27 protein-coding genes are annotated in these 24222 nt (G+C 66.6%); 17 read left to right on the forward strand and 10 right to left on the reverse strand.

What is annotated here, in order from left to right:
• The first annotated feature begins 251 nt into the window (after positions 1-251).
• From ACZK0Z_RS02100 to ACZK0Z_RS02125, 6 genes are all read left to right on the forward strand, one after another.
• On the forward strand, positions 252-728 hold the full coding sequence (locus tag ACZK0Z_RS02100) for a DUF2244 domain-containing protein (RefSeq protein WP_014035721.1): 477 nt from the start codon (positions 252-254) through the stop codon (positions 726-728).
• A gap of 11 nt (positions 729-739) precedes the next feature.
• Entirely contained in the window at positions 740-1696 is a 957-nt protein-coding gene (coxB, locus tag ACZK0Z_RS02105; protein WP_049426964.1) for a cytochrome c oxidase subunit II, read from the forward strand.
• A gap of 62 nt (positions 1697-1758) precedes the next feature.
• Positions 1759-3366, forward strand: coding sequence for a cytochrome c oxidase subunit I (gene ctaD / locus ACZK0Z_RS02110; RefSeq protein ID WP_005407790.1), 1608 nt, complete (start codon positions 1759-1761; stop codon positions 3364-3366).
• Positions 3367-3374: 8 nt separating this feature from the next.
• Positions 3375-3593, forward strand: a complete 219-nt coding sequence (locus ACZK0Z_RS02115) for a hypothetical protein (protein WP_197620466.1) — start codon at positions 3375-3377, stop codon at positions 3591-3593.
• Positions 3590-4180 (forward strand): cytochrome c oxidase assembly protein, encoded by a 591-nt coding sequence (locus ACZK0Z_RS02120; protein ID WP_019336368.1) that lies wholly within the window; start codon positions 3590-3592, stop codon positions 4178-4180. Before ACZK0Z_RS02115 ends, ACZK0Z_RS02120 begins: the two co-directional genes overlap by 4 nt.
• Before the next feature lie 13 nt (positions 4181-4193).
• Entirely contained in the window at positions 4194-5069 is an 876-nt protein-coding gene (locus ACZK0Z_RS02125; RefSeq protein WP_049426961.1) for a cytochrome c oxidase subunit 3, read from the forward strand.
• Positions 5070-5089: 20 nt separating this feature from the next.
• Here ACZK0Z_RS02125 and ACZK0Z_RS02130 read toward each other — a convergent pair whose 3' ends face one another.
• A complete protein-coding gene (locus ACZK0Z_RS02130) occupies positions 5090-5308 on the reverse strand; it encodes a twin transmembrane helix small protein (protein WP_005412025.1) in 219 nt (72 codons plus the stop codon).
• A 57-nt stretch (positions 5309-5365) separates the two neighbouring features.
• On the opposite strand from ACZK0Z_RS02130, the gene ACZK0Z_RS02135 reads away from it, so the two are divergent.
• From ACZK0Z_RS02135 to ACZK0Z_RS02155, 5 genes are all read left to right on the forward strand, one after another.
• On the forward strand, positions 5366-6103 hold the full coding sequence (locus ACZK0Z_RS02135; RefSeq protein WP_049426958.1) for an SURF1 family protein: 738 nt from the start codon (positions 5366-5368) through the stop codon (positions 6101-6103).
• A 13-nt stretch (positions 6104-6116) separates the two neighbouring features.
• A complete protein-coding gene (locus ACZK0Z_RS02140) occupies positions 6117-6686 on the forward strand; it encodes a hypothetical protein (protein ID WP_033833636.1) in 570 nt (189 codons plus the stop codon).
• 10 nt (positions 6687-6696) lie between these two features.
• Entirely contained in the window at positions 6697-7860 is a 1164-nt protein-coding gene (locus ACZK0Z_RS02145; RefSeq protein WP_197633243.1) for a COX15/CtaA family protein, read from the forward strand.
• Positions 7861-7864: 4 nt separating this feature from the next.
• Positions 7865-8758 (forward strand): heme o synthase, encoded by an 894-nt coding sequence (gene cyoE / locus ACZK0Z_RS02150; RefSeq protein WP_005407798.1) that lies wholly within the window; start codon positions 7865-7867, stop codon positions 8756-8758.
• Between the two features lie 141 nt (positions 8759-8899).
• Positions 8900-9721: a calcium-binding protein gene (locus tag ACZK0Z_RS02155; protein ID WP_197633242.1), complete on the forward strand. Its 822-nt coding sequence runs from the start codon at positions 8900-8902 to the stop codon at positions 9719-9721.
• A gap of 106 nt (positions 9722-9827) precedes the next feature.
• On the opposite strand, the gene ACZK0Z_RS02160 is transcribed toward ACZK0Z_RS02155, so the two are convergent.
• The 6 genes from ACZK0Z_RS02160 to rpsU form a co-directional block, all read right to left on the reverse strand.
• Entirely contained in the window at positions 9828-10799 is a 972-nt protein-coding gene (locus ACZK0Z_RS02160; protein ID WP_197620458.1) for a bile acid:sodium symporter family protein, read from the reverse strand.
• 28 nt (positions 10800-10827) lie between these two features.
• Entirely contained in the window at positions 10828-11328 is a 501-nt protein-coding gene (locus ACZK0Z_RS02165) for a protein tyrosine phosphatase family protein (RefSeq protein WP_197633241.1), read from the reverse strand.
• 29 nt (positions 11329-11357) lie between these two features.
• Complete coding sequence (gene dnaG / locus ACZK0Z_RS02170) at positions 11358-13100, reverse strand: DNA primase (protein WP_197633240.1); 1743 nt, start codon at positions 13098-13100, stop codon at positions 11358-11360.
• Positions 13101-13162: 62 nt separating this feature from the next.
• Positions 13163-14107 (reverse strand): YihY/virulence factor BrkB family protein, encoded by a 945-nt coding sequence (locus ACZK0Z_RS02175; RefSeq protein ID WP_197620454.1) that lies wholly within the window; start codon positions 14105-14107, stop codon positions 13163-13165.
• 103 nt (positions 14108-14210) lie between these two features.
• Positions 14211-14654 carry a GatB/YqeY domain-containing protein gene (locus ACZK0Z_RS02180; RefSeq protein WP_049426948.1) on the reverse strand — a complete coding sequence of 148 codons (444 nt, stop codon included), beginning with the start codon at positions 14652-14654 and terminating at the stop codon, positions 14211-14213.
• 133 nt (positions 14655-14787) lie between these two features.
• Positions 14788-15003, reverse strand: coding sequence for a 30S ribosomal protein S21 (rpsU, locus tag ACZK0Z_RS02185; protein ID WP_002808376.1), 216 nt, complete (start codon positions 15001-15003; stop codon positions 14788-14790).
• 166 nt (positions 15004-15169) lie between these two features.
• Between rpsU and tsaD the strand changes: the two genes are divergently transcribed.
• Positions 15170-16195, forward strand: coding sequence for a tRNA (adenosine(37)-N6)-threonylcarbamoyltransferase complex transferase subunit TsaD (gene tsaD / locus ACZK0Z_RS02190; RefSeq protein WP_049426946.1), 1026 nt, complete (start codon positions 15170-15172; stop codon positions 16193-16195).
• A 33-nt stretch (positions 16196-16228) separates the two neighbouring features.
• On the opposite strand, the gene ACZK0Z_RS02195 is transcribed toward tsaD, so the two are convergent.
• Positions 16229-16888 carry a hypothetical protein gene (locus ACZK0Z_RS02195; protein WP_197633239.1) on the reverse strand — a complete coding sequence of 220 codons (660 nt, stop codon included), beginning with the start codon at positions 16886-16888 and terminating at the stop codon, positions 16229-16231.
• 365 nt (positions 16889-17253) lie between these two features.
• On the opposite strand from ACZK0Z_RS02195, the gene folB reads away from it, so the two are divergent.
• The 4 genes from folB (at position 17254) to ACZK0Z_RS02215 (ending at position 21912) form a co-directional block, all read left to right on the forward strand.
• Positions 17254-17607 carry a dihydroneopterin aldolase gene (gene folB / locus ACZK0Z_RS02200; protein ID WP_049426942.1) on the forward strand — a complete coding sequence of 118 codons (354 nt, stop codon included), beginning with the start codon at positions 17254-17256 and terminating at the stop codon, positions 17605-17607.
• Between the two features lie 71 nt (positions 17608-17678).
• Positions 17679-18950: a mechanosensitive ion channel family protein gene (locus tag ACZK0Z_RS02205; protein ID WP_049426941.1), complete on the forward strand. Its 1272-nt coding sequence runs from the start codon at positions 17679-17681 to the stop codon at positions 18948-18950.
• A gap of 128 nt (positions 18951-19078) precedes the next feature.
• Positions 19079-21253, forward strand: coding sequence for a glycoside hydrolase family 3 N-terminal domain-containing protein (locus ACZK0Z_RS02210; protein WP_049426939.1), 2175 nt, complete (start codon positions 19079-19081; stop codon positions 21251-21253).
• A gap of 113 nt (positions 21254-21366) precedes the next feature.
• Positions 21367-21912 carry a hypothetical protein gene (locus tag ACZK0Z_RS02215; protein WP_197633238.1) on the forward strand — a complete coding sequence of 182 codons (546 nt, stop codon included), beginning with the start codon at positions 21367-21369 and terminating at the stop codon, positions 21910-21912.
• A gap of 46 nt (positions 21913-21958) precedes the next feature.
• On the opposite strand, the gene ACZK0Z_RS02220 is transcribed toward ACZK0Z_RS02215, so the two are convergent.
• On the reverse strand, positions 21959-23128 hold the full coding sequence (locus ACZK0Z_RS02220) for a PQQ-dependent sugar dehydrogenase (RefSeq protein ID WP_197633237.1): 1170 nt from the start codon (positions 23126-23128) through the stop codon (positions 21959-21961).
• Between the two features lie 168 nt (positions 23129-23296).
• Here ACZK0Z_RS02220 and yiaA point away from each other — a divergent pair, with 168 nt between their 5' ends.
• Positions 23297-23752 (forward strand): inner membrane protein YiaA, encoded by a 456-nt coding sequence (yiaA, locus tag ACZK0Z_RS02225; RefSeq protein ID WP_049426932.1) that lies wholly within the window; start codon positions 23297-23299, stop codon positions 23750-23752.
• A 107-nt stretch (positions 23753-23859) separates the two neighbouring features.
• Here the strand turns inward: yiaA and ACZK0Z_RS02230 are convergent, their stop codons facing one another.
• A complete protein-coding gene (locus ACZK0Z_RS02230) occupies positions 23860-24183 on the reverse strand; it encodes a hypothetical protein (protein ID WP_197633236.1) in 324 nt (107 codons plus the stop codon).
• Between the last annotated feature and the right edge of the window lie 39 nt (positions 24184-24222).

The following is a 24222-nucleotide window of genomic DNA, read 5'->3' on the forward strand; positions in this document are numbered from 1 at the left end:
TGGCGATTTTAAACATTTTTGCGGCCTTCGGAAGTGCCGCGCAGACACCTTCATGAAGGGCTGATAGCCCCTAACGGTGGTGGATTCGGCGTGTTCATAAATCCTGCCAATATTTGTGCCGAATTCGTCATTCGCGCCGCCGACCTCATGCTGTGTTGCAGCATCTGAAAAAGTGTGAATGCACCCTTGCTACCGGCGAGAGGGCGGGGCTACCATCGAGACGTTTCCCGCGGCAGGAACGCGGTTGCGACATGATCGAGGTGCTTCCAGCTCCGGATGGGTCAGGTACGCAGCTGCGGCTGCGTCCCCCACGGGCGCTCGATGCCCGGCAGTTCGTCCTGTTGTTCACCGTGTTGTCGGGTGCGATGTGGCTGGTGTCCGCCTTCGGGTGGTTGGCCGGCAATGCGTTCGCCCCCCTGTTCGCGCTGCTGTACAGCCTGGTGCTGGCGGCGGCGCTGCGTGCCTTGTGGCGCAGTGGTGAACGGCAGGAGGAGATCCGGGTAGTACCGGCGTACGTGGAGGTCATCCCCGTACCCGGTGGATCGCCGGTGTTCCGGGCCCACCCCCACTGGGTGCGCCTGCTCACCGACGATGAGAGGGTCCGGCTGGCATCCAGCGGCCGGCAGGTGGAGGTGGGGAGTTTCCTCGCGCCGGCCGAACGTCAGACGCTCGCAGAGACACTTGAAAGCTTGCTCGCCGCCAGCGATGGCGGCAACCGACGACGCTAAGGGTCTAGGCAATGAAGCAAAGCAGCAGGTGGGGCACGAAGTGCGTGAACGCGGTTGCCGCAGTGCTGGCGACCGGGGGACTGATGCCGGCGTTGGCTTGGGCCCAGGCGGCCGATCCCAAGCCGTGGCAGCTGAACATGGGCAAGGGGGTGACCCAGACCTCGCGCCTGGCCTGGGAATCGAACAACCTGTCGTTGATCATCTGCACGGTGATCGGCGTCATCGTGTTCGGGGCGATGGCCTACGCCATCTTCAAGTTCCGCAAATCCAAGGGCGCGGTCGCGGCCACCTTCAGCCACAACACCAAGGCCGAGATCATCTGGACGGTGATCCCGGTGATCATCCTGATCGTGATGGCATGGCCGGCCACGGCCAACCTGATCAAGATGTACGACACCCGCGATGCCGAGATGACGGTGAAGGTCACCGGCTACCAGTGGATGTGGAAGTACGAATACCTCGGCGAGAACGTCACCTTCACCAGCCGCCTGGACCGCGAGTCCGACCGGGTGCGGCAGAGCGGCGTCGTGCCGACCCGCGAGAGCCATCCGCACTACCTGCTGGATGTCGACAACCGTCTGGTGCTGCCGGTCGATACCAAGGTGCGCTTCGTCATCACCTCCGACGACGTGATCCACGCCTGGTGGGTGCCGGCGCTGGGCTGGAAGCAGGACGCCATCCCCGGTTTCATCAACGAGGCCTGGACCAGCATCGAGCAGCCCGGCGTGTACCGCGGGCAGTGCGCCGAGCTGTGCGGCAAGGACCACGGCTTCATGCCGATCGTGGTCGAGGCGGTGTCCAAGGAAGACTTCAAGCAGTGGCTGGCGCAGCGCAAGCCTGCACCGCCGGCCGAGCCCGCTTCCCCTGCGGCACCTGCAGAACCGGCTGCACCTGCGAGCGAAGCACCGGCAGCACCTGCCGCTGCCGAAGCCGGCAGCGCACCTGCCACCGCAGCCAGCGGCGCGTGATGTAAAGCCCGCGGCCGCCTGCTGCGGCCGTGGTGACAACCGATTCTGAGAGGTGTTTTGCAATGGCGCACTCGGCAGTTGGGCACGACGATCACCATCACCACCAGAGCTTCTTCGAGCGTTGGTTCTTCTCGACCAACCACAAGGACATCGGCACGCTGTACCTGGGTTTCAGCTTCATCATGTTCATCATCGGTGCGGCGATGAGCGTGGTGATCCGCGCCGAGCTGGCGCAGCCGGGCCTGCAGTTCGTCAAGCCCGAGTTCTTCAACCAGATGACCACCGTGCATGCGCTGGTGATGATCTTCGGCGGTGTGATGCCGGCCTTCGTCGGCCTGGCCAACTGGATGATCCCGCTGCAGATCGGCGCGCCGGACATGGCGCTGCCGCGCATGAACAACTGGTCGTTCTGGCTGCTGCCGGTGGCCTTCAGCCTGCTGCTGCTGACCCTGTTCCTGCCCGGTGGTGCACCGGCCGGTGGCTGGACCCTGTACCCGCCGCTGTCGCTGCAGGGTGGCTACAACGTCGCCTTCAGCGTGTTCGCCATCCATGTGGCCGGCATCAGTTCGATCATGGGCGCGATCAACATCATCGCCACCGTGCTCAACATGCGCGCGCCGGGCATCGACCTGCTGAAGATGCCGATCTTCTGCTGGGCCTGGCTGATCACCGCGTTCCTGCTGATCGCGGTGATGCCGGTGCTGGCCGGCGCGGTGACCATGCTGCTGACCGACAAGTTCTTCGGCACCAGCTTCTTCAACGCCGCCGGTGGCGGTGACCCGGTGATGTACCAGCACATCTTCTGGTTCTTCGGGCATCCCGAGGTCTACATCATGATCCTGCCCGCGTTCGGCGTGGTCAGCGAGATCATCCCGACCTTCAGCCGCAAGCCGCTGTTCGGCTACCAGGCGATGGTGTATGCCACCGCCGCGATCGCGTTCCTGTCGTTCATCGTCTGGGCCCACCACATGTTCACCGTGGGCATGCCGCTGGGTGGTGAGATCTACTTCATGTTCGCCACCATGCTGATCTCGATCCCCACCGGCGTGAAGGTGTTCAACTGGGTCAGCACGATGTGGCGCGGTTCGCTCACGTTCGAAGCGCCGATGCTGTGGTCGGTGGCCTTCGTCATCCTGTTCACCATCGGTGGCTTCTCCGGCCTGATGCTGGCCATCGTCGCCGCCGACTTCCAGTACCACGACACCTACTTCGTGGTGGCCCACTTCCACTACGTGCTGGTGACCGGCGCAGTGTTCGCGCTGATCGCGGCGGTGTACTACTGGTGGCCGAAGTGGACCGGGCGCATGTACAGCGAGAAGTGGGCCAAGGTGCACTTCTGGTGGTCGATCGTGTTCGTCAACCTGCTGTTCTTCCCGCAGCACTTCCTCGGCCTGGCCGGCATGCCGCGCCGCATTCCCGATTACAGCGTGGCGTTTGCCGACTGGAACCTGATCAGCTCGATCGGTGCGTTCGGCATGTTCGTCACGCCGTTCATGATGGCCGCGATCCTGCTGTCGTCGCTGCGCAACGGCGAGAAGGCCGAAGCGCGGAGCTGGGAAGGCGCGCGTGGCCTGGAGTGGACGTTGCCGTCGCCGGCACCGGCACACACCTTCACCACGCCGCCGACCATCCGCCCAGGGGACCTGGCGCATGACGACATCACGCATTGAGGTGGGGCATGCATAACGAGAGCCCGCTGCAGACCTGTAGAGCCGAGCCATGCTCGGCTGACGTGGAGCAGCCGAGCATGGCCCGGCTCCACAACAGCCCGGGCGACGCCCCGGAAAACGACATCGAACTGCAACGCCAGCGCGCCAGGCGCACCGCAGCCTGGGTCGGCGCCATCGCCGTGCTGGTCTACGTCGGCTTCATCCTCAGTGGGGTGATCGGCCGATGAGCGACGCACCGGCCACCGCGACCTCACGCAGTGCCGGGCTGCCGCGCCTGATCGGCGTGGCGGTGGCGGTGTTCCTGCTGACGTTCTCGCTGGTGCCGCTGTATCGCATCGCCTGCGAGAAGGTGTTCGGCGTGCGCCTGGAGCGCGGCCCCGGCAGCGAAGCCAGTGCGGGTGCGGCGTCCGGCAAGCGCACCGTACGGGTGGAATTCGATGGCGGCGTCAACTCGCGCCTGCCGTGGTCGTTCCATCCCGAACAGCTGACCATGGACGTGGTGCCCGGTGAACTCAACGAGGCCCTGTACTTCGCCCGCAACGACAGCCAGCAGGCCGTGGTCGGCAGTGCGGTGCCTTCGGTGGCACCGGCGCGCGCGTCGGGTTTCTTCAGCAAGACCGAATGTTTCTGTTTCACCGCGCAGACGCTGCAGGCCGGCGAGAAGCGCGACATGCCGGTGCGCTTCATCGTCGATCCGGACCTGCCGCCGGAGATCAGGACGATCACCTTGTCCTACACCTTCTACCGCAACGACGCGTTGTCCGATCGGCTGGCTCCGGCCGCCACCTCGGAAGGCGCGCACGCCGCACCCTGACCCGGATACCGACATGGCCCAGACACCGACCGACGCCAACGTGTACTTCGTCCCGGCCCAGAGCAAATGGCCGTTCGTGGGTTCCATCGCGATGATGGTGACCATGGTGGGCGTGGCCAGCTGGCTCAACGATGCCAGCTGGGGACGCTGGACGTTCTACCTCGGCATCGCGATGCTGGTGCTGACCCTGTTCTGGTGGTTCAGTGACGTGGTGCGCGAATCGCAGGCCGGCAACTACAACCATCAGGTCGATGGCTCGTTCCGGATGGGGATGATCTGGTTCATCTTCTCCGAGGTGATGTTCTTCGGCGCCTTCTTCGGCGCGCTGTTCTACACCCGCAACCTGGGCCTGTCGTGGCTCAGCGGCGAAGGCCGCGGGGTGATGACCAACGAACTGCTCTGGCAGGGCTATTCCGCCGGTTGGCCGACCAACGGCCCGGCGGCGATCGGTGGCGCCTTCCAGACCATCCCGGCCTGGGGCCTGCCGCTGATCAACACGCTGATCCTGCTCACCTCCGGCGTGACCCTGACCATCGCCCATCACGCGCTGAAGGCGGGCAACCGCCGCCAGCTGCTGATCTGGCTGGGCCTGACCGTGGTGCTCGGCCTCGGCTTCCTCACCCTGCAGGCGGAGGAGTACATCCACGCCTACAAGGAACTGAACCTGACGCTCGGCTCGGGCATCTACGGTTCGACGTTCTTCATGCTGACCGGCTTCCACGGCGCGCATGTGCTGCTGGGCACGATCATGCTGATCGTGATGTGGCTGCGTTCGGCCAAGGGACACTTCACCCGCGACAACCATTTCGGCTTCGAAGCCGCCGCGTGGTACTGGCACTTCGTCGACGTGGTGTGGCTGATGCTGTTCCTGTTCGTCTACGTGCTTTGACCGCGCACGCATCGGTGGCCTCAGCCGCCGATGCCGTGCGGTTTGATCCAGCCCATGTAGATGCTCACGATCACCAGCAGGATCAACGCCACCGACACCGCGATGCGACGTGTCAGTGCGTTGACCGTGCGCTTGGTCTGGCCGCGGTCGACCAGCAGGTAATACAGGCCGGCGCCCAGATTCCAGACGATGACGATCAGAAACGCGATTACCAGCAGGGTCTTCAGCGAATCACTCATGCGCGGCTCGAGGGCAGGGTGGATGTGCCTATCTGACCGCGTTTGCGCGGACTTGTCATGATGCGCCAGCACACGCGCGTGCTCGGATGGCTGCTGGCGGTGCTGGCAATGGCCGGTTTCACCGCATTGGGGTTGTGGCAGCTGCAGCGCATGCATGCCAAACAGGCAATGTTGGATGCACAAGGTCCAGCCACAGCGCAGGTACTGTCGCTGGCACAGGCGCTCGCCGCACCCGGCGCGTTGCATGGCGTGGCCGATCACGGTCGCTTCCTTCCCGGCGTGGTGCTGCTGGACAACCAGACCCGGCACGGCCGCGCGGGCGTGAAGATCTACCGCCCATTCCGCAGCGACGAGGGCAGCGTGCTGCTGGTTGATCTGGGATGGCGCGCGCTGCCGCCGGATCGCGCCCTGCCGGAGCTGCCCGCACCGCCTTCGCCGGTGGCCGTGCGTGGCCTGCTGGCACCGCCGCCGTCGGCCGGATTGGCACTCGGTCCCGCATTCTCCGCCACGGGGGAAGCGGGCCGCTGGCTGGCCAGCCGGTTGCCGGCCGAAGGCCTGGCCCGCGCGCTGGGGGTGCAGTCACTTCCCGATCGTGTACTGCGCCTGGACCCTTCACTGCCCTTCGGTGACGAGCGCGATCTGGACCTGCTGCCGAACACGCTGCCACCGCAGCGCCACCTGGGCTACGCCGTGCAGTGGTTCGGGCTGGCCCTGACCGTGCTGGTGGTGGCGCTGGTGCTGGAATGGCGCAGGAGGCGCGCCGTGGCCCGACCGGCATCCCGTACCCAACCATGAGAAAATGCCCCGCATGAACACTGCTACGTCCCCGCAGGCGCGCGGCTCAGGCCGCCGGACCCTGGTGCTGCTGTTTGCCGTGTTCTTCGGCGCGATGGCGCTGGCCGCCGTGCTGCGCTTCTCCGGTTGGCAGCCGACCGGGCACCGTAATGCCGGCCAGTTGCTGAAGCCGCCGGTGGATCTACGCCAGCAGGCTCCGACGCTGGCCAACGGCCAGCCCTATCCGTGGAACCCCGAGGCCCGGACCTGGCGCCTGCTGGTGGCGCCGGCCGGTGCCTGCGACGCACAGTGCGTCACTTTGTCGCAGGGACTGGGCAAGGTGTGGCAGCTGTTCGGCCATAACGCCGATAATGTCGAGATCCTGTGGCTGGGTACGCCACCGGCGTCGATCGCCTCGCTGCCCGCGCTGCGGCCGCTGGCTCCGTCGCCAGCCCTGCGCGCGGCATTGCCGGGCGTTGATGATCCGGCGGGACTGCCGGTCTACGTGATCGATCCGAACGGCTTCGTGATCATGCGCCATGCCCCCGGCAGTGACCTGGGGGGCCTGCGCAAGGACATGGCCACGTTGCTGAAACTGAAGTGAGTCCCGTTTGATGAGCCTTTCCGCGCGTCCGGCGCTGCACCGCAATTTCCACCGCCTGGCGTGGTTCGCCATGATCATGACCGCGAGCACGATCATGTTCGGCGCCTTCGTGCGCCTGTCCGATGCCGGCCTGAGCTGCCCGGACTGGCCGACCTGCTATGGCCAGGCCACCTGGCCGCAGCACGTGGAAGAAACCATCGGCCACCCGGCGGCGGAAATCCGCCCGCTGGAAACGCACAAGGCCTGGCGTGAGCAGGTGCACCGCTTCCTGGCCGGCGCGCTGGGCATCGAGATCCTGACCCTGGCGCTGCTGGCCACGCGCAAGCGGCGATTCGGAAGCACGGCGGTGGTGACCGCCTGCGTGCTGGTGGCCGCCGGCATACCGCTGTACATGATGGGCTGGCATGGCACCGCCAGTGCATTGGCCCTGATCGGCGAGGCGATCCTGCTGATCGCCGCGCTGCGCTGGAGCAACATCGACCTGGCGCGTGCTGCCCTGCTGACCCTGGCGGTGGTGATCTTCCAGGCCCTGCTGGGCATGTGGACGGTGACCCTGCTACTCAAGCCCATCGTGGTGATGGGCCACCTGCTGGGCGGCATGCTGATGTTCGCGCTGCTGGTGTGGATGGCCTGGCGCGCCACGCACATGCCGATCACCCTGGCCGAAGCTCCGAAGCTGAAGTGGGTGCTGCGCATCGGCGTTGCGGTGCTGGTCACCCAGATCGCACTGGGCGGCTGGGTCAGCGCCAACTACGCTGCGCTGGCCTGCGGCGGTGGCAGCGCCTCGCTGGACAATTTCCCGCGCTGCGCCAACCAATGGTGGCCGCAGCACAACTTCGTCGAAGGCTTCACCCTGTGGCGCGGCATCGGCGTGGACTACGAAGGGGGCGTGCTGGATGGTGCCTCGCGTATCGCCATCCAGATGGCGCATCGCCTGTTCGCGGTGGTGGTGGCCGTCTACCTGCTGTGGCTGGGCGTGCGCCTGTTCCGCCTGCCGAGCATGCGTGGCTGGGCCAGTGCGCTGATCGTGCTGCTGGTGCTGCAGGTCACCCTCGGCATCCTCAATGTGAAGCTGGCGCTGCCGCTGGAAGTGGCGGTGGCCCACAACGGCGTGGCCGTTGCCCTGTTGTTCGTGCTGGTCAGCCTGCTGGCCCGCCTGCGTGCCCCGGACTGATTCCATGTTTTCCAATTACCGCCAGTACTGGGACCTGACCAAGCCCAAGGTCGTCGCCCTGATCGTCTTCACTGCCCTGGTCGGCATGGTCCTGGCCATTCCGGGCGTGCCCAGCTGGGAGCAGGTGCGCGCCGGCGTGCTCGGTTTCCTCGGCATCTGGCTGGCGGCCTCGGCCGCCGCCGCCATCAACCAATTGCTGGATGCGCACATCGATGCACAGATGGCGCGCACCTCGTGGCGTCCGCTGGTGGTGGGCAAGGTCAAGCCGTGGCAGGTGCTGGTGTTCGCCGGCGTGCTGATCGTGTTGTCGATGACCATCCTGGTGCTGTGGGTGAACCTGATCACCGCGGTGCTGACCTTCGCCTCGCTGATCGGCTATGCGGTGATCTACACCGTGTACCTGAAGCGCGCGACCTCGCAGAACATCGTCATCGGCGGCCTGGCCGGCGCGATGCCGCCGATGCTGGGCTGGGCCGCAGTGACCGGCATGCAGGGCTCGTCGGACTGGGCGTACTCGTCGCTGCTGGTGCTGATCATCTTCATCTGGACCCCGCCGCACTTCTGGGCGCTGGCGATCTTCCGCCGCGAGGACTACGCCAAGGCGGAAATTCCGATGCTGCCGGTGACCCACGGCGTGGTGCACACCCGCAAGCAGATCATGGTGTATTCGGTGGTGCTCGCACTGGTCTGCCTGCTGCCGTACTTGGTGGGCATGAGCGGCGCGTTCTACCTGGGCGGCGCGATCGTGCTCAACGCCGTGTTCCTCTGGTACGCCTGGCGCATGCTGAACCCGCCGGACGAACTGTTCTCGATGAAGATGTTCTACTACTCCATCGTGTACCTGATGGCGCTGTTCGCCTTCCTGCTGGTGGACCACTGGATCCTGCCCTGGTTGTAAAGCGCCACCTGTAGAGCCGAGCCCATGCTCGGCTGAGGGCTGGTTGGAAGAGCAGCCGAGCGTGGGCTCGGCTCTACACTTGATCTCTTCCAGCGGCGTCGCCATTGCTGTTCCTGACCCCAAGGAAAGGAGCGAGCAGGGATGCATTCGATTTTCCGCTGGACCAGCGCGCTGCTGCTGGCGCTCGGCATGGCCCTCAATGTGCATGCCGACGACACCGCCGCGCAGATCCGCCAACACGCCGGTGAGCACCGCCTGTTGATACTGGGCGAATTCCACGGTACCCGCGAGACACCGCTGCTGGTTCGGGAACTGATGGAGGCCTACGCAGCCGATGGCACTCCGGTGCGGTTGGCATTGGAGCTGCCGACTGACGAGAACGCCGCGCTGGCGACGTATCTGGTGTCTTCCGGCACGGCCAAGGCGCGCGCTGCATTGCGTGGCACGCCGTACTGGAGCGTCCGCAGCCGCATGCATGACGGCCGTCGCAGCAAGGACATGCTCGACCTGATCGAAGCGGCGCGCGCGCTGCGTACCCGGGGGCGCGACGTGCAGGTATTCGGTTTTGATCGCGTGCTACCTGCCGAAACGGCGGGTAGTGGGGCACGCGACCGGGCGATGGCCGAAGAGGTCCGCGTGCGCGCACAGGCATTGCCGAACAACGCACGGCTGCTGGTGCTGACCGGCAACGTACATGGCATGCGTACGCAGCCGAAGATGATTGCGTACCCCCCGATGACGGCATTGCTGAACGATCTGGAGCTCTACAACGTGCGTATCGAGGCGCGTGGCGGGGAGGGTTGGGGCTGTGCCGCCCCTGGACGTTGCGAAGTGCGCCAGCTGCCGGGTCATGCCGGGACATCGCCCAGGGTGGATACCGGTGCTGACCGCAGCTACGACCTGAGGGTATGGCTGCCGCGATTCAGCGTGGCGCGGCTGCTGGACAGCGATTCGGTCTGGTGATCATCCACGCGTGGCGTGGATCCAACTGCGCCGTTCAACCGCCAGCCGAGCGTGGGCTCGGCTCTACAGTAGATCCACACCGTGCGTGGATGTTCTCCACGTCGTGTCAGGACTTGCGCTTGGCGTAGCGCTGCGCGATCACACCGCAGACGATCAGCTGGATCTGGTGGTAGATCATCACCGGCAGCACGATGGCACCGAGGCTGCCACCAGCAAACAGCACCTTGGCGATCGGTACGCCCGTGGCCAGGCTCTTCTTCGAGCCGCAGAACACGATGGCGATCTCGTCCTCGCGGTTGAAGCGCAGGCGGCGGGCGATGAAGGTGATCAGCGGCATGGCGATACCCAGCAGCACCGCGGCCACCACTGCCACGGCCAGCAACGAGAGCAGCGGCGTCTTGCTCCACAGGCCTTCGGTCACTGCCTCGCCGAACGCCGAATACACCACCAGCAGGATGGTGGCCTGGTCGGTGTAGCGCAGCAGTGCGCGCTGCCGCTCCACCCAGCCGGCAATCCATGGCCGCAGCAGGTGGCCGGCCACGAACGGCACCAGCAGCTGCAGCATGATGCCGCCGATCGCATGCAGCGGGTCGTGCACGCCGCCGGAGGTACCGGCCAGTGCGGTCAGAAGCAGCGGGGTCAGGAACACACCGAGGATGCTCGACAACGAAGCACTGCACACCGCTGCCGGTACGTTGCCGCGCGCCATCGAGGTGAACGCGATGGACGACTGCACGGTGGACGGCAGGGTGCACAGGAACAGCACGCCCAGGTACAGCTCCGGGGTCAGCAGCCAGCCCGACAGTGGCTTGAACATCAGCCCCAGCAGCGGGAACAGGATGAAGGTGCAGGCGAGGATGGTCAGGTGCAGCCGCCAGTGCAGCATGCCGCCGATGATCGACTCGCGCGGCAGGCGTGCGCCATGCAGGAAGAACAACGCCGCGATGGCGACCGTGGTGACATCGTCGAGGACGATGGCGGCGGCGCCCTTCATCGGCAGCAGGGAAGCCAGGCCGACGGTGCACAGCAGGGCGAGGGTGAAGTTGTCCGGTCGCAGGCGCGACCACCAGCGGGTCATGGTGGGCAGAGTCCTTTGTGCGGAGGGTTCAGGGCGAGGTGACCGGTGTGGCCAGGCGCTGGCGGGTGGCGGCTTCCAGCGACTTCAGCCCAGCGCGCTGGCCCAGCTGAAGGGCCTGTTCCGGGCTGGCATGTTCGTAGCGTGCATTGACCAGGCCGAGCACGGCACCGGCGCGGTTGCCGGAGGCGCAGTGCAGCAGCACCGGCCCCTGGCTCTGCTGCAGGGCCTGGTGCACGGCGCGCACATTGGGCGCATCCAGCCCCTCGGCACCGGCCACCGGAATGCGCACATAGCGCAGGCCCAGCGATTCGGCCACGTGCGCTTCATCGAAACCGCGGTCCTCGTCGGGCTGGCGCAGGTCGATCACGGTGCGTACGCCTTGTGCGGCCAGTTCGCGCAGTTGTGCGGCACTGGGCTGGCCGCCGGCATACAGGCCGGGCCGGACTTCATTGAGCGGGGTATCCGCAGCCAGGGCCGCCAGCGGCAGGCAGAGCGACAACAACAGCAGGCAGGTCAGGCGCAGCAGCATGGTCCTCTCCGTGAAAGCGTTCTGCCCCTCTACAGGCGCAGCCCGGCGCGGGCCTTCAACAGCTCGCGCAGTTCGTATTTGTCAGTATCGTCCAGACCCTGCTGGCGCTGCTTTGCCAACAACTCCTCCAGACGTTGCACCAGCAGCTGTTTCTCCAGCTGGGCCACGGCGTCGTGCAGTTCCTGGGTCCAGCTGGCCTCGGTGCCGGGCAGCGTCTGTGCGGCCAGTGTATGCAGCGAGGCCTGTTCCTCGCGGCCGTCGAAGTGTTCCAGCAGGGCGCCGGTGCTGATGTCCGGGCGCTGTTCGACCAGCCCCAGCAGCTCCAGCAGCAGCTCCACGCCGGGCAGGCGCAGGCCCTGGAAGTGATGCTTGCCGCCCAGGGTCAGGGCCAGTGACGGTTGTTGCAGCAGCACGGCGATCGCGCCGCGCACCAGGCTGCGCTTGGCCACTGGCTGGATCGTGCGCGAGGGCTGGCGTTGTGGCTGTGGTGCGCGCGTGGCGGCAGCGTTGCCACCTCCCAGACCGGTCAGCTGCCCCAGCTGCTGCTTCATCAGATCGCCGAAGGCGCCGTCGGGAATCTGCGCCAGCATCGGCTTTGCCCGTTCGGCCAGGCGGGCCTTGCCGTCCAGCGTACCCAGGTTGATCTCGCGGGTCAGTTCGTCGAAGAAGAACTGCGACAGCGGCGTGGCCTGCTTCAGGCGTTCGTTGAAGGCCTCGGCGCCTTCCTTGCGCACGATGGTGTCCGGGTCCTCGCCATCGGGCAGGAACAGGAAGAAGGCCTGGCGGCCATCCTTCATGCGCGGCAGCACCGACTCCAGCGCCTTCCAGCCGGCACGGCGGCCGGCGGCGTCGCCGTCGAAGCAGAAGAACACGTCCGGCGCGTTGCGGAACAACAGCTCGGCATGGTCCGGCGTGGTCGCCGTGCCCAGCGTCGCCACCGCCTGGGTGACGCCGAACTGGAACAGCGAGACCACGTCCATGTAGCCCTCGACCACGATCAGCCGCTCGATCTTCTGGTTGGCCTGGCGCACCTGCCACAGGCCGTACAGTTCGCGGCCCTTGTGGAACAGCGCGGTCTCGGGCGAGTTGAGGTACTTGGGGCCGTCGTCCTTCTCGAACACGCGGCCGCCGAAGGCGATCACGCGGCCACGGCGGTCGAAGATCGGGAACATCACCCGGTCGCGGAACTTGTCGTAGACGTGGCCGCGATCGTTCTTGGAGAACAGGCCGGCGCGGTCGAGCAGCTTCATGCGCCGCTCGTCCTTGCCCAGCGCATCGCGCAGCCCGCTGTAGCCATCGGGCGCATAGCCGATCTGGAAGCGTGCGCGGTTCTCTTCGTCCACGCCGCGGCCGTCGAGGTAGCTGCGCGCCTTCTCGCTGCCTTCCAGGTTCTTCTGGAAGAACTTGGCAGCGGCGTCCAGAGCGGAGTAGAGCTCGCGGCTGTCGTCCTGCTGCTGCGGGCTGCGCGGGTTCTCGCTGCGCGGCACTTCCATGCCGGCGCGCTTGGCCAGTTCATCCACCGCGTCGAGGAACTCGAGGCGGTCGTAGTTCATCAGGAAGCTGATCGCGGTGCCGTGCGCGCCACAACCGAAGCAGTGATAGAACTGCTTGGTGGGCGAGACCGTGAACGAGGCCGAGCGTTCGTCATGGAACGGGCAGCGCGCTGCGTACTCCTTGCCCTGGCGCTTCAACGGCACGCGGCTGCCCACCACCTCGACAATGTCGGTGCGGGCGAGCAGGTCGTCGATGAAAGCGTCGGGGATACGGGCCATGGGCAACAGGGCAGGGCGCGGCCGCCAGGGCGCGCAGCAGGGGGCGGCGGATTCCCCCTAGTTTACTCGCTGGTGACCTCCGGGCCTGCCTGTTCCGCATCGACCCCGGCCTTGGCCAGCTGCGCCCGCGCATGCAGGCGTTCGTCGATCACCGCGGTCATCAACGCACCGACGAAGAACACGGCGGTGGCGTAGTAGATCCACACCAGCGCGATCACCAGCGCGCCCATCGAGCCGTAGGCGCTGCCCGGGGCCACGGTGGCGATGTAGACGCCGATGCCGTAGCGGCCCAGGGTGAACAGCACCGAGGTGATGGCACCGCCGATGAAGGCCTGGCGCCAGGCCACGCGGCGGTCCGGCAGGTAGTGGTAGAGGAAGGCGAAGGCCAGCGTGTACAGCAGCAGCGAGGTCAGGTAGCCGATCGCCGGTAGCACCGAGGGCAGCTGTGCGAACACCACTTGCAGCGCAGTGGTGGCAGTCATCGACAGGATCAGCAGGAAGCCCAGTGCCAGCACCACGCCGAAGGAGAACACGCGTTTGCGCAGCCAGGCCTTGATGCCTTCCAGACGCTGGCCGCTGGTGTGGAAGATCCGGTTCAGCGCGTTCTGCAGCTGGGCGAACACGGCGGTGGCACCCACGAACAGCAGCAGCGTGCTCCACAGCCCGGCCAGCGAACCCACGCTGGGCTGGCTGTTGGCGTTGTGCAGCACGGTGTCGGCGACGCTGGCCACGCTGCTGCCGGCCACTGAACCGATCTGGCTGATCAACGTCTGTTGTGCTGGCGGGTACAGCGAGGCAGTCAGCCACAGCAGCAGCACCAGCAGCGGTGCCATCGACAGCAGGGCGTAGAAGGAGACCGAGGCGGCCTGGGTCAGCACGTCGATTTCGACGAAGCGCTTGGCGACCGCCATCGGGAAGCTGTCCTGCAGGCGGTCAGCATAGTGGCGAAGCCGTGCGGGGATGCCGTGGGGACGCGTGTCGGTGGGGGCGTTGGATTGCTCGACCATGGGGGTGTTGTAACAGCCGGCGGTCGAAGGAGCGGTGAAGCGGGTGCATCAATGGGGTCAGAGCCCTTCCGCGATGCGAAAGGGATCCGACCCCGGCAATGGCTTACGCCAGCAGCTGCTTGACCAGCTTGGACACCAGGCCCATGTCCGCCTGGCCGGCGAGCTTGGGCTTCAGCGCACCCATCAGCTTGCCCATGTCAGCCGGGCCGGAAGCACCGGTCTCGGCGATGGCGGCCTGGATGGCGGCCACGATCTCGGCTTCGCCCATCTTGGCCGGCAGGTAGGCTTCGATGACCACGATCTCGGCGCGCTCGATCTCGGCCAGGTCTTCACGGTTGGCGGCTTCGAACTGGCTGACCGAGTCCTTGCGCTGCTTGACCATCTTGTCGAGCACGGCGATCACGGCGGTATCGTCCAGCTCGATGCGCTCGTCCACTTCGCGCTGCTTGATGGCGGCGTTGATCAGGCGGATCACGCCCAGCTTGTGCTTCTCGCCCGCCTTCATGGCGGCCTTCATGTCGTCGGTGAGCTGCTGCTTCATGCTCATGAGGAACCTCGTGGTGGTAGGTGGGGCGGGGCGGATGCCCGAACCCGGAAACGCAAAAAGCCGGCGACGCTCGCGCGTGCCGGCTTCGGCTCCATCGCGACAGGCAAGCCCGCCGCAATGAAGATGCGTCCGATCAGTACAGGCGCTGACGCTTGGTGACGTCGCGCGACGAGCGGCGCAGCTGACGCTTCACAGCAGCGGCGGCCTTGCGCTTGCGCTCCTGGGTCGGCTTTTCGTAGAACTCGCGCTTGCGGGTTTCGGCCAGCACACCGGCCTTTTCGCAAGTGCGCTTGAAGCGGCGAAGAGCAAACTCGAAGGGCTCGTTCTCGCGGACTTTGACGCTGGGCATGGAATCTCCGGGACACAGTAGAACCGGGTCACGCCCGGCGAGCCGCACATTATAGCGGCGAATAGACAAACTGCAAGCGGGCAACCCTGAATACGGGCCGGAAGTTCGAAAGCAGTGAGATCTGCACATCCCCCGAGGGGGCGGCAGGGGCGTCATAATAGCAGGCATGCGAGTCCTTGGCATCGAATCTTCCTGTGATGAGACCGGCGTGGCGGTGTATGACACCGACCTGGCCGGCAGCGCGGCCCTGCGCGCCCATGCGGTCTACAGCCAGATCGCCCTGCACGCCGAGTACGGCGGTGTGGTGCCCGAGCTGGCCAGCCGCGACCATGTCCGCAAGCTGCTGCCGCTGGTGCGGCAGACCCTGGCCGAGGCCGGGCTGGGCGTGGGCGACATCGACGGCGTGGCCTATACCGCGGGCCCCGGCCTGGTCGGCGCCCTGCTGGTGGGTGCGGGCGTGGCGCGCTCGCTGGCCTGGGCGCTGGAGGTGCCGGCGGTGGGCGTCCACCATATGGAAGGCCATCTGCTGGCCCCGCTGATGGAAGACGATCCGCCGGAAGCGCCGTTCGTGGCGCTGCTGGTGTCCGGCGGCCATACCCAGCTGGTGGCCGTGGATGCCATCGGCCAGTACCGCCTGCTGGGCGAGACCCTGGACGATGCGGCCGGCGAGGCCTTCGACAAGACCGCCAAGCTGATGGGCCTGCCGTACCCGGGCGGCCCCCAGCTGGCCAGGCTGGCCGAGCAGGGGACGCCGGGCGCGTACCGCTTCGCGCGGCCGATGACCGACCGCCCTGGGCTGGATTTCAGCTTCTCCGGCCTGAAGACCCAGGTCCTGATGGCCTGGCGCGACAGCGACCAGAGCGAGCAGACCCGCGCCGACATCGCCCGTGGCTTTGAAGATGCCGTGGTCGAGACCCTGTCGATCAAGTGTGAGCGCGCGCTGGAAGCGGCCGGCACCAACGTGATCGTGGTGGCCGGCGGCGTGGGCGCGAACAAGCGCCTGCGCGCCCGTCTGCAGCAGATGGCCGAGCGCCTGGGTGGCCGCGCCTGCTTCCCGCGGCCGGCACTGTGCACCGACAACGGCGCGATGATCGCCTTCGCCGGCGCCCTGCGCCTGCAGGCCGGCCAGCACAGCCCGCCGAAGGTGGACGTGACCCCGCGCTGGGACATGGCGACCCTGCCAGCGGTGTGAACCAGCGGCGCCGGGCCACGCCCGGCGGACGTATTACCGACGCCCTGCCAACGGCGACGCGGCCAGCACGGTCGTCGCCCGCTCATGGCGCTGCAGCCAGCCCAGGGTGTGCGGGCAGCGGGCGTGGATCAGCCGCCCGATCGCGGCCAGATCGGCGCCGATGTCGCGCTCGAGGATGGGCTCGTGATGGGCGATGCGGTTGCGCAGGTGGCGGATGCGGCCAATATCCGCGTGGATGGCTTTCCGGATGACACTGGGGTGGGCGCAAGGCGCATGGCGCAGGACTCCGCTGAGTGCCGGTATCCACAGCGTGGAATCGAAGCGACATGTGAACAGCTGCTGCCAGAACACCATGGGCAGGTTGGCGACCATTTCAGGTGTATCGCTTACGCGACTGGCAAGTTGTTCCAGTGCCGTGCGTGGAGAAGTACTGGACGAAGTTGGCAGCCTGCGTCTAAAGGCATCATTCCAGGGCCAACGTGGACCGTGCTGCCGAACAAGAACCATTGCCGCGGCGTTGCGGGTGACCACCTCGCACAGATGGACCGGCATCATCAGCGCACCGCACATCCGCATGTTCCAGAGATACAGGGAATCAGCAGTGACGTCAGGGCTGCAGGTCGATGCGATTCTCTCGTAAGTCGACAGGCGCTCCGCTGACAGCGCGCGCCGCAGTGCATCGTATGAAGCCATCGTGATGTGCGGTGGTGAAGAATGTATCGATGTTGGCCAGTCAGGCGGGCAACAACCATAAGGGAACGTCGTTGTCCGTGCGGCTGATTTCCTGCGTTTCGCCTCGGGCGAATACCTGACCTGCCCTGTCGGAATTGGCCTTGACCGGCGATCTGGTCCTTGCCTACTCTGCGTGCCTGCGCCACCGGGACTCGCGGCTGTTCAACAGCTCCCCCCGGGGACAAACGGTAGTACCAAAGGGCCCTGCTAGCGGGGCCCTTTGTTTTTTTCCGGGCCCGCCCCGTGCCGGCCACCCGTCGCCCGTTCCGGGCAGGGTCACTGCCGTGCCGTTACCATGGTCGCCTGTATTGGCGCTGGTAACCGCAATGGACAAGGTTTTCATCGAGGGGCTGACGATCGATGCCCTGATCGGCATCTACGATTGGGAGCGACGGATCCGCCAGGACCTGGTGTTCGACCTGGAAATGGGCTTCGACAACCGTCGCCCCGCGGCCACCGACGACATCGCCCACACCCTGAACTACAAGGCGGTGAGCAAGCGCCTGGAGCAGTTCGTGCGCGAGTCGGAGTTCGGCCTGGTCGAGACACTGGCCGAGCGCTGCGCGCAGATCGTGCTGACCGAATTCGACGTGAAGTGGCTGCGCCTGAAGCTGAGCAAGCCCGGTGCGGTGCGCGGCGCGCGCGCGGTGGGCGTGATCATCGAGCGTACGCGGGAATGACCCGGTAACCCCGGTAGTGCCGGCCGCTGGCTGGCAACCTTGGCAACAACGGAACAGACAGGAGACAACTGATGGTGGATGCGGTGGTGGCGGTACAGTGGCTGGAAAAGCTGCAGAACACACTGGAACCCTATCCCGGCGCCTACCTGGCGTTGATGATCTCGGCGCTGCTGATCGCCGCCGGCCTGGCCAACTGGGTGACCAAGCGCATCCTGCTGCGCGGGCTGCGACGCCTGCTCAGCCGCCTGCCGGGCGCTGACACCGGCCGTGGCAGCCACCTGATGCGGGTGATCTCGCGTCTGTCCAATGTGGTGCCCAGCCAGGTGATCGCCTCGGGCATCCGCATCGTGCCGGACCTGCCGCCAGGGCTGGTGGGCTTCATCATCGGCGCCTGCCAGGCGTGGGCGATCCTGACCGTGGTGCTGGCCATCTCGCATGCGCTGGATGCGGCCAACGACCTGTACGAACGTCGCCCCGAGGCACGCAACAAGCCGATCAAGGGCTATCTGCAGGTCGCCAAGATCGTCATCTTCGTGATCGCCGGCCTGTCGATCGTTGCCACCCTGGCCGGCGTCGACCTGCGCTATCTTGTCACCGGCCTTGGCGCGGCCACCGCAGTACTGATGCTGATCTTCCAGGACACCATCCTGTCGCTGGTGGCCAGCGTGCAGATCAGCGGCGATGGCCGCGTGCGCATCGGCGACTGGATCGAGATGCCCAGCCAGAACGCCGATGGCGATGTCATCGACATCGCGCTGCACACCGTCACCGTGCAGAACTTCGACAAGACCATCACCACCATCCCGACCAAGAAGCTTGTGACCGAGTCGTTCAAGAACTGGCGCGGCATGCAGGAAGCCGGTGGCCGCCGCATCAAGCGCGCGCTGTACCTGGACCAGCACAGCGTCGGCTTCCTGGATGAGGGCGACCTGGCCTTCCTCGGCCAGTTCGCGCTGCTGCGCGACTACCTGCGCGAGAAGGAACAGGAGCTGGGGCAGTGGAACGGGCGCCTGCGCGAGCAGGGCGTGGCCGAGGTCAACAGCCGCCGGGTGACCAACCTGGGCACCTTCCGTGCCTACGTCGAGCGCTACCTGCGCAGCCACCCGGGCATCCATACCGACATGACCCTGCTGGTGCGGCAGCTGCAGCCGACCACCGAGGGCCTGCCGCTGGAGCTGTACTGCTTCACCCGCAGCACCGCCTGGGGCGAGTACGAGGCGGTGCAGTCGGACATCTTCGACCACCTGCTGGCGATCCTGCCGGCCTTCGGCCTGCGCGTGTTCCAGGCCTCCAGCGACGCCATGTTGATGGCCGGGCAGCGCCAGCTGGCCGGCTCGGAGTAAGCTGCGATGCCTCCAGCCGGACCGTACGGATCCGGCTGGAGCCTGAAACTGAATGACGAAACCTCTCGCCAAATGGCTCGGGATCGCTAGAATGCCGGGCTTGTAAACGTTTTCATCAAGGACTGCTGGTGGCCTCCGATCGCATCGAATCCCTCATTGCCCAGATGACCGTCGAGGAAAAGGTCGGCCAGCTGGGTGTCTTCGCGGACATGGTCCGCCCGTTCGCCCCGGACGTGAACCCGGAAGCCAACGTGCGCAATGCCGACCAGGTGCTGCAGCAGGTGCGCGAGGGCAAGGTCGGCTCGCTGTTCAATGGTGTCGGCGCCGAGCTGGGCCGCCGCATCCAGCAGGTCGCCACCGAGGAAAGCCGCCTGGGCATCCCGGTGATCCTGGCCGCCGACGTCATCCACGGCATGCGCACCGTGTTCCCGATTCCGCTGGGCGAGGCCGCCAGCTTCGAGCCGGACCTGGCCGAGCGCACTGCGCGTGCCACTGCCATCGAGGCCACCGCCGCCGGCCTGCACTGGACCTACGCACCGGCCGTGGATATCGCCCGCGACCAGCGCTGGGGCCGTGGCGCCGAAGGTGCCGGTGAGGACGTGGTGCTGGGCTGTGCGTTCGCCGCCGCCCGCGTGCGCGGCTTCCAGGGCAGCGACCTGCGCGCGGCCGATTCGCTGCTGGCCACGCCCAAGCATTTCGCCGCCTATGGCGCGGTGATGGCCGGCATGGAATACAACATGGTGGACATCTCGCCGCAGACCCTGCGCGACGTGCACCTGCCGCCGTTCAAGGCCGCCTTCGACGCCGGCGCGATCACCGTGATGTCTTCGTTCAACGACATCAACGGCGTGCCGGCCAGCGCCAATGCCGAACTGCTGACCGACATCCTGCGCGGTGAGTGGAAGTTCCCGGGCGTGGTGATCTCCGACTACACCGCCGACATGGAACTGGTCGCCCACGGCTATGCCGCCGACGACCGCGATGCCACCGCCAAGGCGTTCACCGCCGGCCTCGACCTGAGCATGCAGAGCGGCTTCTACGCCGAGCACCTGCCGGGCCTGGTCGAGAGCGGCGAGGTGCCGATGGCGGTGCTGGATGAAGGCGTCCGCCGCATCCTGTGGCTGAAGGAAACCATCGGCCTGTTCGACGACCCGTACCGTTCGCTGGACCCGGCGCGCGAAGCCGATACCTCGCACATCGCCGCGCATGACGACCTGTCGCGTGATGCCGCGCGCCGCTCGATCGTGCTGCTGAACAACCGCGACAACGTGCTCCCGCTGCAGAAGACCGGGCAGAAGATCGCACTGATCGGCCCGTTCGTGCAGGACCGCGAGAACATCGAAGGCTGCTGGACGCTGTTCGGTGACAAGCAGCGCTATGTGGACCTGGAAACCGGCGTGCGCGCCGCCATCGGCGATGCCTCGCTGCTGGAGATCGTGCCCGGCTGTGATCTGGAAACCGCGATTCCGGGCGGCACCGAAGCGGCCGTTGCCGCCGCGCTGCGTGCCGACGTGGTGGTGCTGGCACTGGGCGAACCGCAGCGTTACAGCGGCGAAGCGCAGTCGCGCGTGGAGATCACTCTGCCGCCGGCACAGCAGGCGCTGGCCGAAGCGGTGGCGATGACCGGCAAACCGCTGGTGGTGCTGCTGCGCAATGGCCGCGCGCTGGCGCTGCAGGGCGCGGTGCGCAACGCGCATGCCGTGGCGGTCACCTGGTACCTGGGCACGCAGACCGGCCATGCCGTGGCCGATGTGCTGTTCGGTGATTACAGCCCGTCCGCGCGCCTGCCGGTCAGCTTCCCGCAGGTGTCCGGCCAGCAGCCGTATTTCTACAACCATCCGCGTACCGGCCGCCCGGAACTGCCGACCATGTCGGAGTTCAAGGCGCGCTGGCGCGAGATCCCGAACGAACCGCTGTACCCGTTCGGCCATGGCATCGGCTACACCACCTTCGCTTACGGCGTGCCGCAGCTGAGCACGGCACAGCTCGGCTGGGACGACACCCTGACCATCACCACCGTGCTGACCAATACCGGCCGCGTGGCCGGCGAGGAAGTGGTGCAGTTGTACATCCACGACCGCGTGGCCAGCCGCGTGCGCCCGGTGCGCGAACTGAAGGACTTCCGCAAGGTGGCACTGCAGCCGGGCGAGTCGGCCGAAGTGGTGTTCACCCTGACCCGTGAACAGCTGGCGTTCACCGGCCGCGACGGTGTGCTGCGCGCGGAACCGGGTCAGTTTGACCTGTGGGTCTGCGCCTCGTCGGCGGCCGGCGAAGCCGTGCAGTTCGAGCTGCTGAAGGGTTGATCGCGGAATGGCAGCGCCGGGCCATGCCCGGCGTTGCTGCGCTCACATTGCACGAACACGCCGGGCGTGCCCCGGCGCTACCATCGGGCTCCCTGTTTCGATGGAGTGCGCGCATGCGCTGGATGGCTTGTCTGATTCCCGCCCTGTTGCTGGCGGCCTGTTCGCAGCCGGCGGCACCACCGGCCGAGCCCGCCGCGGATGCACCGCCGCCGATGGAGGCCAGCGCCCCGGCAACGCCTGCGGCATCCACCGCTGAGCCCGCCGCCGCTGCACCGGCCGCACCCGAAGCGGATGCGCCCGCGGAAGACGCACGCGCACGCATCGAAACGCTGCTTGGTGATGCGGCGCAGTACGAAAAGGTGTTCAACGCGTTCAGGACCGCCGTGGTCGGTGGTGATCGTGCTGCCGTGGTGGAGGAAGTGCGCTTCCCGCTGAACATCGCGGATGGAAAGAAGATCACCGGCCCGGGCGAGTTCCAGCGCAACTACGAGAAGATCATCACACCGGCGGTGGTCAAGGCGGTGTCCGAACAGGACTTCGGCAAGGTCTTCGTCAACCAGCAGGGCGTGATGATCGGCGATGGACAGGTGTGGTTGAACGGGCAGTGCCTGGACCAGGCCTGCAAGAAGACCGAGGTGAAGGTCATCACCATCCAGTAAACGGAAGCGGCCCCGCATGCGGGGCCGTTCCGGGAAAATGTGCCGATCAGGCCTTCGGCGTCAGCTTCAACAGGCGTGCCTTGCTGCCGTCTTCCAGCAGCCACAATGCGCCATCCGGGCCCTGTTCCACTTCGCGGATGCGCTCGCCCATGTTGAAGCGTTCGGTCTCGCGCGCGCTGTCGCCGTCGAACGCTACGCGTACCAGCGAGGTCGACGACAGCCCACCGATGAAGCCGCTGCCCTTCCACTGTGGGAACAGGCTGCCGCTGTAGATCACGAAGCCGGCCGGCGAGATCACCGGCGTCCAGGTCACCTTGGGTGCAGCGAATTCCGGGCGGGTGTCGTGGTCGGGAATCGGGCGCCCGTCGTAGTGGTCGCCGTTGGAGACGATCGGGTAGCCGTAGTTGGCGCCGCGCACGATCAGGTTCAGTTCGTCGCCGCCAGCCGGGCCCATTTCATGCGCCCACAGCTTGCCGTTGGCGTCGAAGGCCATGCCGAGGATGTTGCGGTGGCCCAGCGACCAGATCTGCGCGGCCACCCCGCCATGGGAGGCGAACGGGTTGTCGGCGGGCAGGCTGCCATCGTCGTTGAGGCGGACGATCTTGCCGAGGTTGCTGCCCATGTCCTGCGCCGGGTCGAACTTCTGCCGCTCGCTGGAGCTGATCCACAGCTTGCCGTCCGGGCCGAAGGCGAGGCGGTGGCCGTAGTGGCCTTCACCGCTGACCTTGGGGCTCTGCCGCCAGATCACCTTCAGGTCCTTCAGTTGGCCACCACCGCTGGCGTCCAGCGCCAGCGTGGCGCGAGCCACGGCCGCACCGCGGGTGTCCAGCGTGCCTTCCTCGGCGTAACTGACGTAAACGACATGATTCCGGGCGAAATCGGGGTGCAGGATGATGTCGCCAAAGCCACCTTGGCCACCGTAGGCGACCTTCGGAACGCCGCTGATCTCATGCTTCCGGCCGCTGGCCAGATCCAGATGCTGCAGCTTGCCGCGCTTCTCGGTGACCAGCAGGCTGCCGTCGGGCAGGAAGGTCATCGCCCACGGTTGGTCGAAACGGCTGACCTCGGCAGCGGTGAACGGGCGCTGGTCGGCCGCGGTAGAGGCTGCGGGGGCGGCGGCCTGGGCGCCATTGGCGGCCGGGTCGGCGGCATTGCAGGCGGAGGTGGCGAGGATCGGCACCAGGCCGAAGGCGAGCAGCAGGGGCATGCGGGTCATGGGTATCTCCAGGGCGGGGATGCGGATGGCCGGGCTGTCCCTTGTATACCACTGGAGCGGTGACGGTCGTGGCCCGAAGGTCCTTTTTCCCCCTGTGCGCTGACGCGCGAATGGTCTAGGGTGTCCACGCCCGGGCAAAGCAAGCCCGCCTGACTGCAAGGATCTGCAATGAACACTGCCATGCCCCACAAGCCGTCCACCGCCTTCATCGCCGCCTCGTGGGTGGCCCTGCTGCTGGGCGCGGCGGCCTACCTGATCGGCCTGTTCAACGCCGCCACGATGGCGCTCAACGAAAAGGGCTACTACCTGACCCTGCTGCTGTTCGGCCTGTTCGCGGCGGTGTCGCTGCAGAAGAGTGTGCGTGACCGCGTCGAGGGTATTCCGGTGAGCGCGCTGTACTACGCGCTGTGCTGGTTTGCGCTGCTGTCGGCGCTGATGCTGCTGCTTGTTGGGCTGTGGAATGCCACCCTGGCATCAAGCGAGAAGGGCTTCTACGGCATGGCGTATGCGCTGTCGCTGTTCGGCGCTGTGGCGGTGCAGAAGAACACCCGCGACCTCATCGCTGCAGGTGGTGGTGAGAGCAAGCGCAGCGCGGTCGTGCCACCGCTGCCGGAACAGGAGTGATCGACCTGGTGTAGAGCCGAGCCATGCTCGGCTCAGTCGAGCATGGCTCGACTCTACAGACGTGGTGCGAGAGCCGAGCACGGGCTCGGCTCTACAGAAGCCTGGCGTTATCGCTTCAACCGCGGGTCCGCCAGCTGTGCATCTTCCCAGCCACGGCGCACAGCGCCGCGCGCCTGGGCCCATTCCAGCCGGCTGCGGCCACGTTCATTGGCCCAGCGTGATTCCAGCTCGGCTTCGACCTGTTCGTAGGCGCGGATCATGTCCTGTGCGCGGGCCGCATGGCCGATGCGGTAGGCCGGTTCGTAGTCCTCGAAGAACAGCTGGTCGTCGTAGTAGGGCTCGGACGTATAGCGTTCGCGCCAGTAGTTGCTGACCGCGTCGCGCGGCGTGCTGTCGTCCGGTACGCGGCCGGGGATCTGGTACTCGGTCATGGAAGGCTCCGTTGTGGACGAAGCCTGATCGTGCCTGCG

Source organism: Stenotrophomonas sp. 116085_Sma, from assembly GCF_056479585.1.

Bases quoted from the DNA above. Each gene is read 5' to 3' on its own strand.
- ACZK0Z_RS02100 (WP_014035721.1), top strand. From the start codon at position 252: ATGATCGAGGTGCTTCCAGCTCCGGATGGGTCAGGTACGCAGCTGCGG.
- coxB (WP_049426964.1), top strand. From the start codon at position 740: ATGAAGCAAAGCAGCAGGTGGGGCACGAAGTGCGTGAACGCGGTTGCC.
- ctaD (WP_005407790.1), top strand. From the start codon at position 1,759: ATGGCGCACTCGGCAGTTGGGCACGACGATCACCATCACCACCAGAGC.
- ACZK0Z_RS02115 (WP_197620466.1), top strand. From the start codon at position 3,375: ATGCATAACGAGAGCCCGCTGCAGACCTGTAGAGCCGAGCCATGCTCG.
- ACZK0Z_RS02120 (WP_019336368.1), top strand. From the start codon at position 3,590: ATGAGCGACGCACCGGCCACCGCGACCTCACGCAGTGCCGGGCTGCCG.
- ACZK0Z_RS02125 (WP_049426961.1), top strand. From the start codon at position 4,194: ATGGCCCAGACACCGACCGACGCCAACGTGTACTTCGTCCCGGCCCAG.
- ACZK0Z_RS02130 (WP_005412025.1), bottom strand. From the start codon at position 5,308: ATGAGTGATTCGCTGAAGACCCTGCTGGTAATCGCGTTTCTGATCGTC.
- ACZK0Z_RS02135 (WP_049426958.1), top strand. From the start codon at position 5,366: ATGATGCGCCAGCACACGCGCGTGCTCGGATGGCTGCTGGCGGTGCTG.
- ACZK0Z_RS02140 (WP_033833636.1), top strand. From the start codon at position 6,117: ATGAACACTGCTACGTCCCCGCAGGCGCGCGGCTCAGGCCGCCGGACC.
- ACZK0Z_RS02145 (WP_197633243.1), top strand. From the start codon at position 6,697: ATGAGCCTTTCCGCGCGTCCGGCGCTGCACCGCAATTTCCACCGCCTG.
- cyoE (WP_005407798.1), top strand. From the start codon at position 7,865: ATGTTTTCCAATTACCGCCAGTACTGGGACCTGACCAAGCCCAAGGTC.
- ACZK0Z_RS02155 (WP_197633242.1), top strand. From the start codon at position 8,900: ATGCATTCGATTTTCCGCTGGACCAGCGCGCTGCTGCTGGCGCTCGGC.
- ACZK0Z_RS02160 (WP_197620458.1), bottom strand. From the start codon at position 10,799: ATGACCCGCTGGTGGTCGCGCCTGCGACCGGACAACTTCACCCTCGCC.
- ACZK0Z_RS02165 (WP_197633241.1), bottom strand. From the start codon at position 11,328: ATGCTGCTGCGCCTGACCTGCCTGCTGTTGTTGTCGCTCTGCCTGCCG.
- dnaG (WP_197633240.1), bottom strand. From the start codon at position 13,100: ATGGCCCGTATCCCCGACGCTTTCATCGACGACCTGCTCGCCCGCACC.
- ACZK0Z_RS02175 (WP_197620454.1), bottom strand. From the start codon at position 14,107: ATGGTCGAGCAATCCAACGCCCCCACCGACACGCGTCCCCACGGCATC.
- ACZK0Z_RS02180 (WP_049426948.1), bottom strand. From the start codon at position 14,654: ATGAGCATGAAGCAGCAGCTCACCGACGACATGAAGGCCGCCATGAAG.
- rpsU (WP_002808376.1), bottom strand. From the start codon at position 15,003: ATGCCCAGCGTCAAAGTCCGCGAGAACGAGCCCTTCGAGTTTGCTCTT.
- tsaD (WP_049426946.1), top strand. From the start codon at position 15,170: ATGCGAGTCCTTGGCATCGAATCTTCCTGTGATGAGACCGGCGTGGCG.
- ACZK0Z_RS02195 (WP_197633239.1), bottom strand. From the start codon at position 16,888: ATGGCTTCATACGATGCACTGCGGCGCGCGCTGTCAGCGGAGCGCCTG.
- folB (WP_049426942.1), top strand. From the start codon at position 17,254: ATGGACAAGGTTTTCATCGAGGGGCTGACGATCGATGCCCTGATCGGC.
- ACZK0Z_RS02205 (WP_049426941.1), top strand. From the start codon at position 17,679: ATGGTGGATGCGGTGGTGGCGGTACAGTGGCTGGAAAAGCTGCAGAAC.
- ACZK0Z_RS02215 (WP_197633238.1), top strand. From the start codon at position 21,367: ATGCGCTGGATGGCTTGTCTGATTCCCGCCCTGTTGCTGGCGGCCTGT.
- ACZK0Z_RS02220 (WP_197633237.1), bottom strand. From the start codon at position 23,128: ATGACCCGCATGCCCCTGCTGCTCGCCTTCGGCCTGGTGCCGATCCTC.
- yiaA (WP_049426932.1), top strand. From the start codon at position 23,297: ATGAACACTGCCATGCCCCACAAGCCGTCCACCGCCTTCATCGCCGCC.
- ACZK0Z_RS02230 (WP_197633236.1), bottom strand. From the start codon at position 24,183: ATGACCGAGTACCAGATCCCCGGCCGCGTACCGGACGACAGCACGCCG.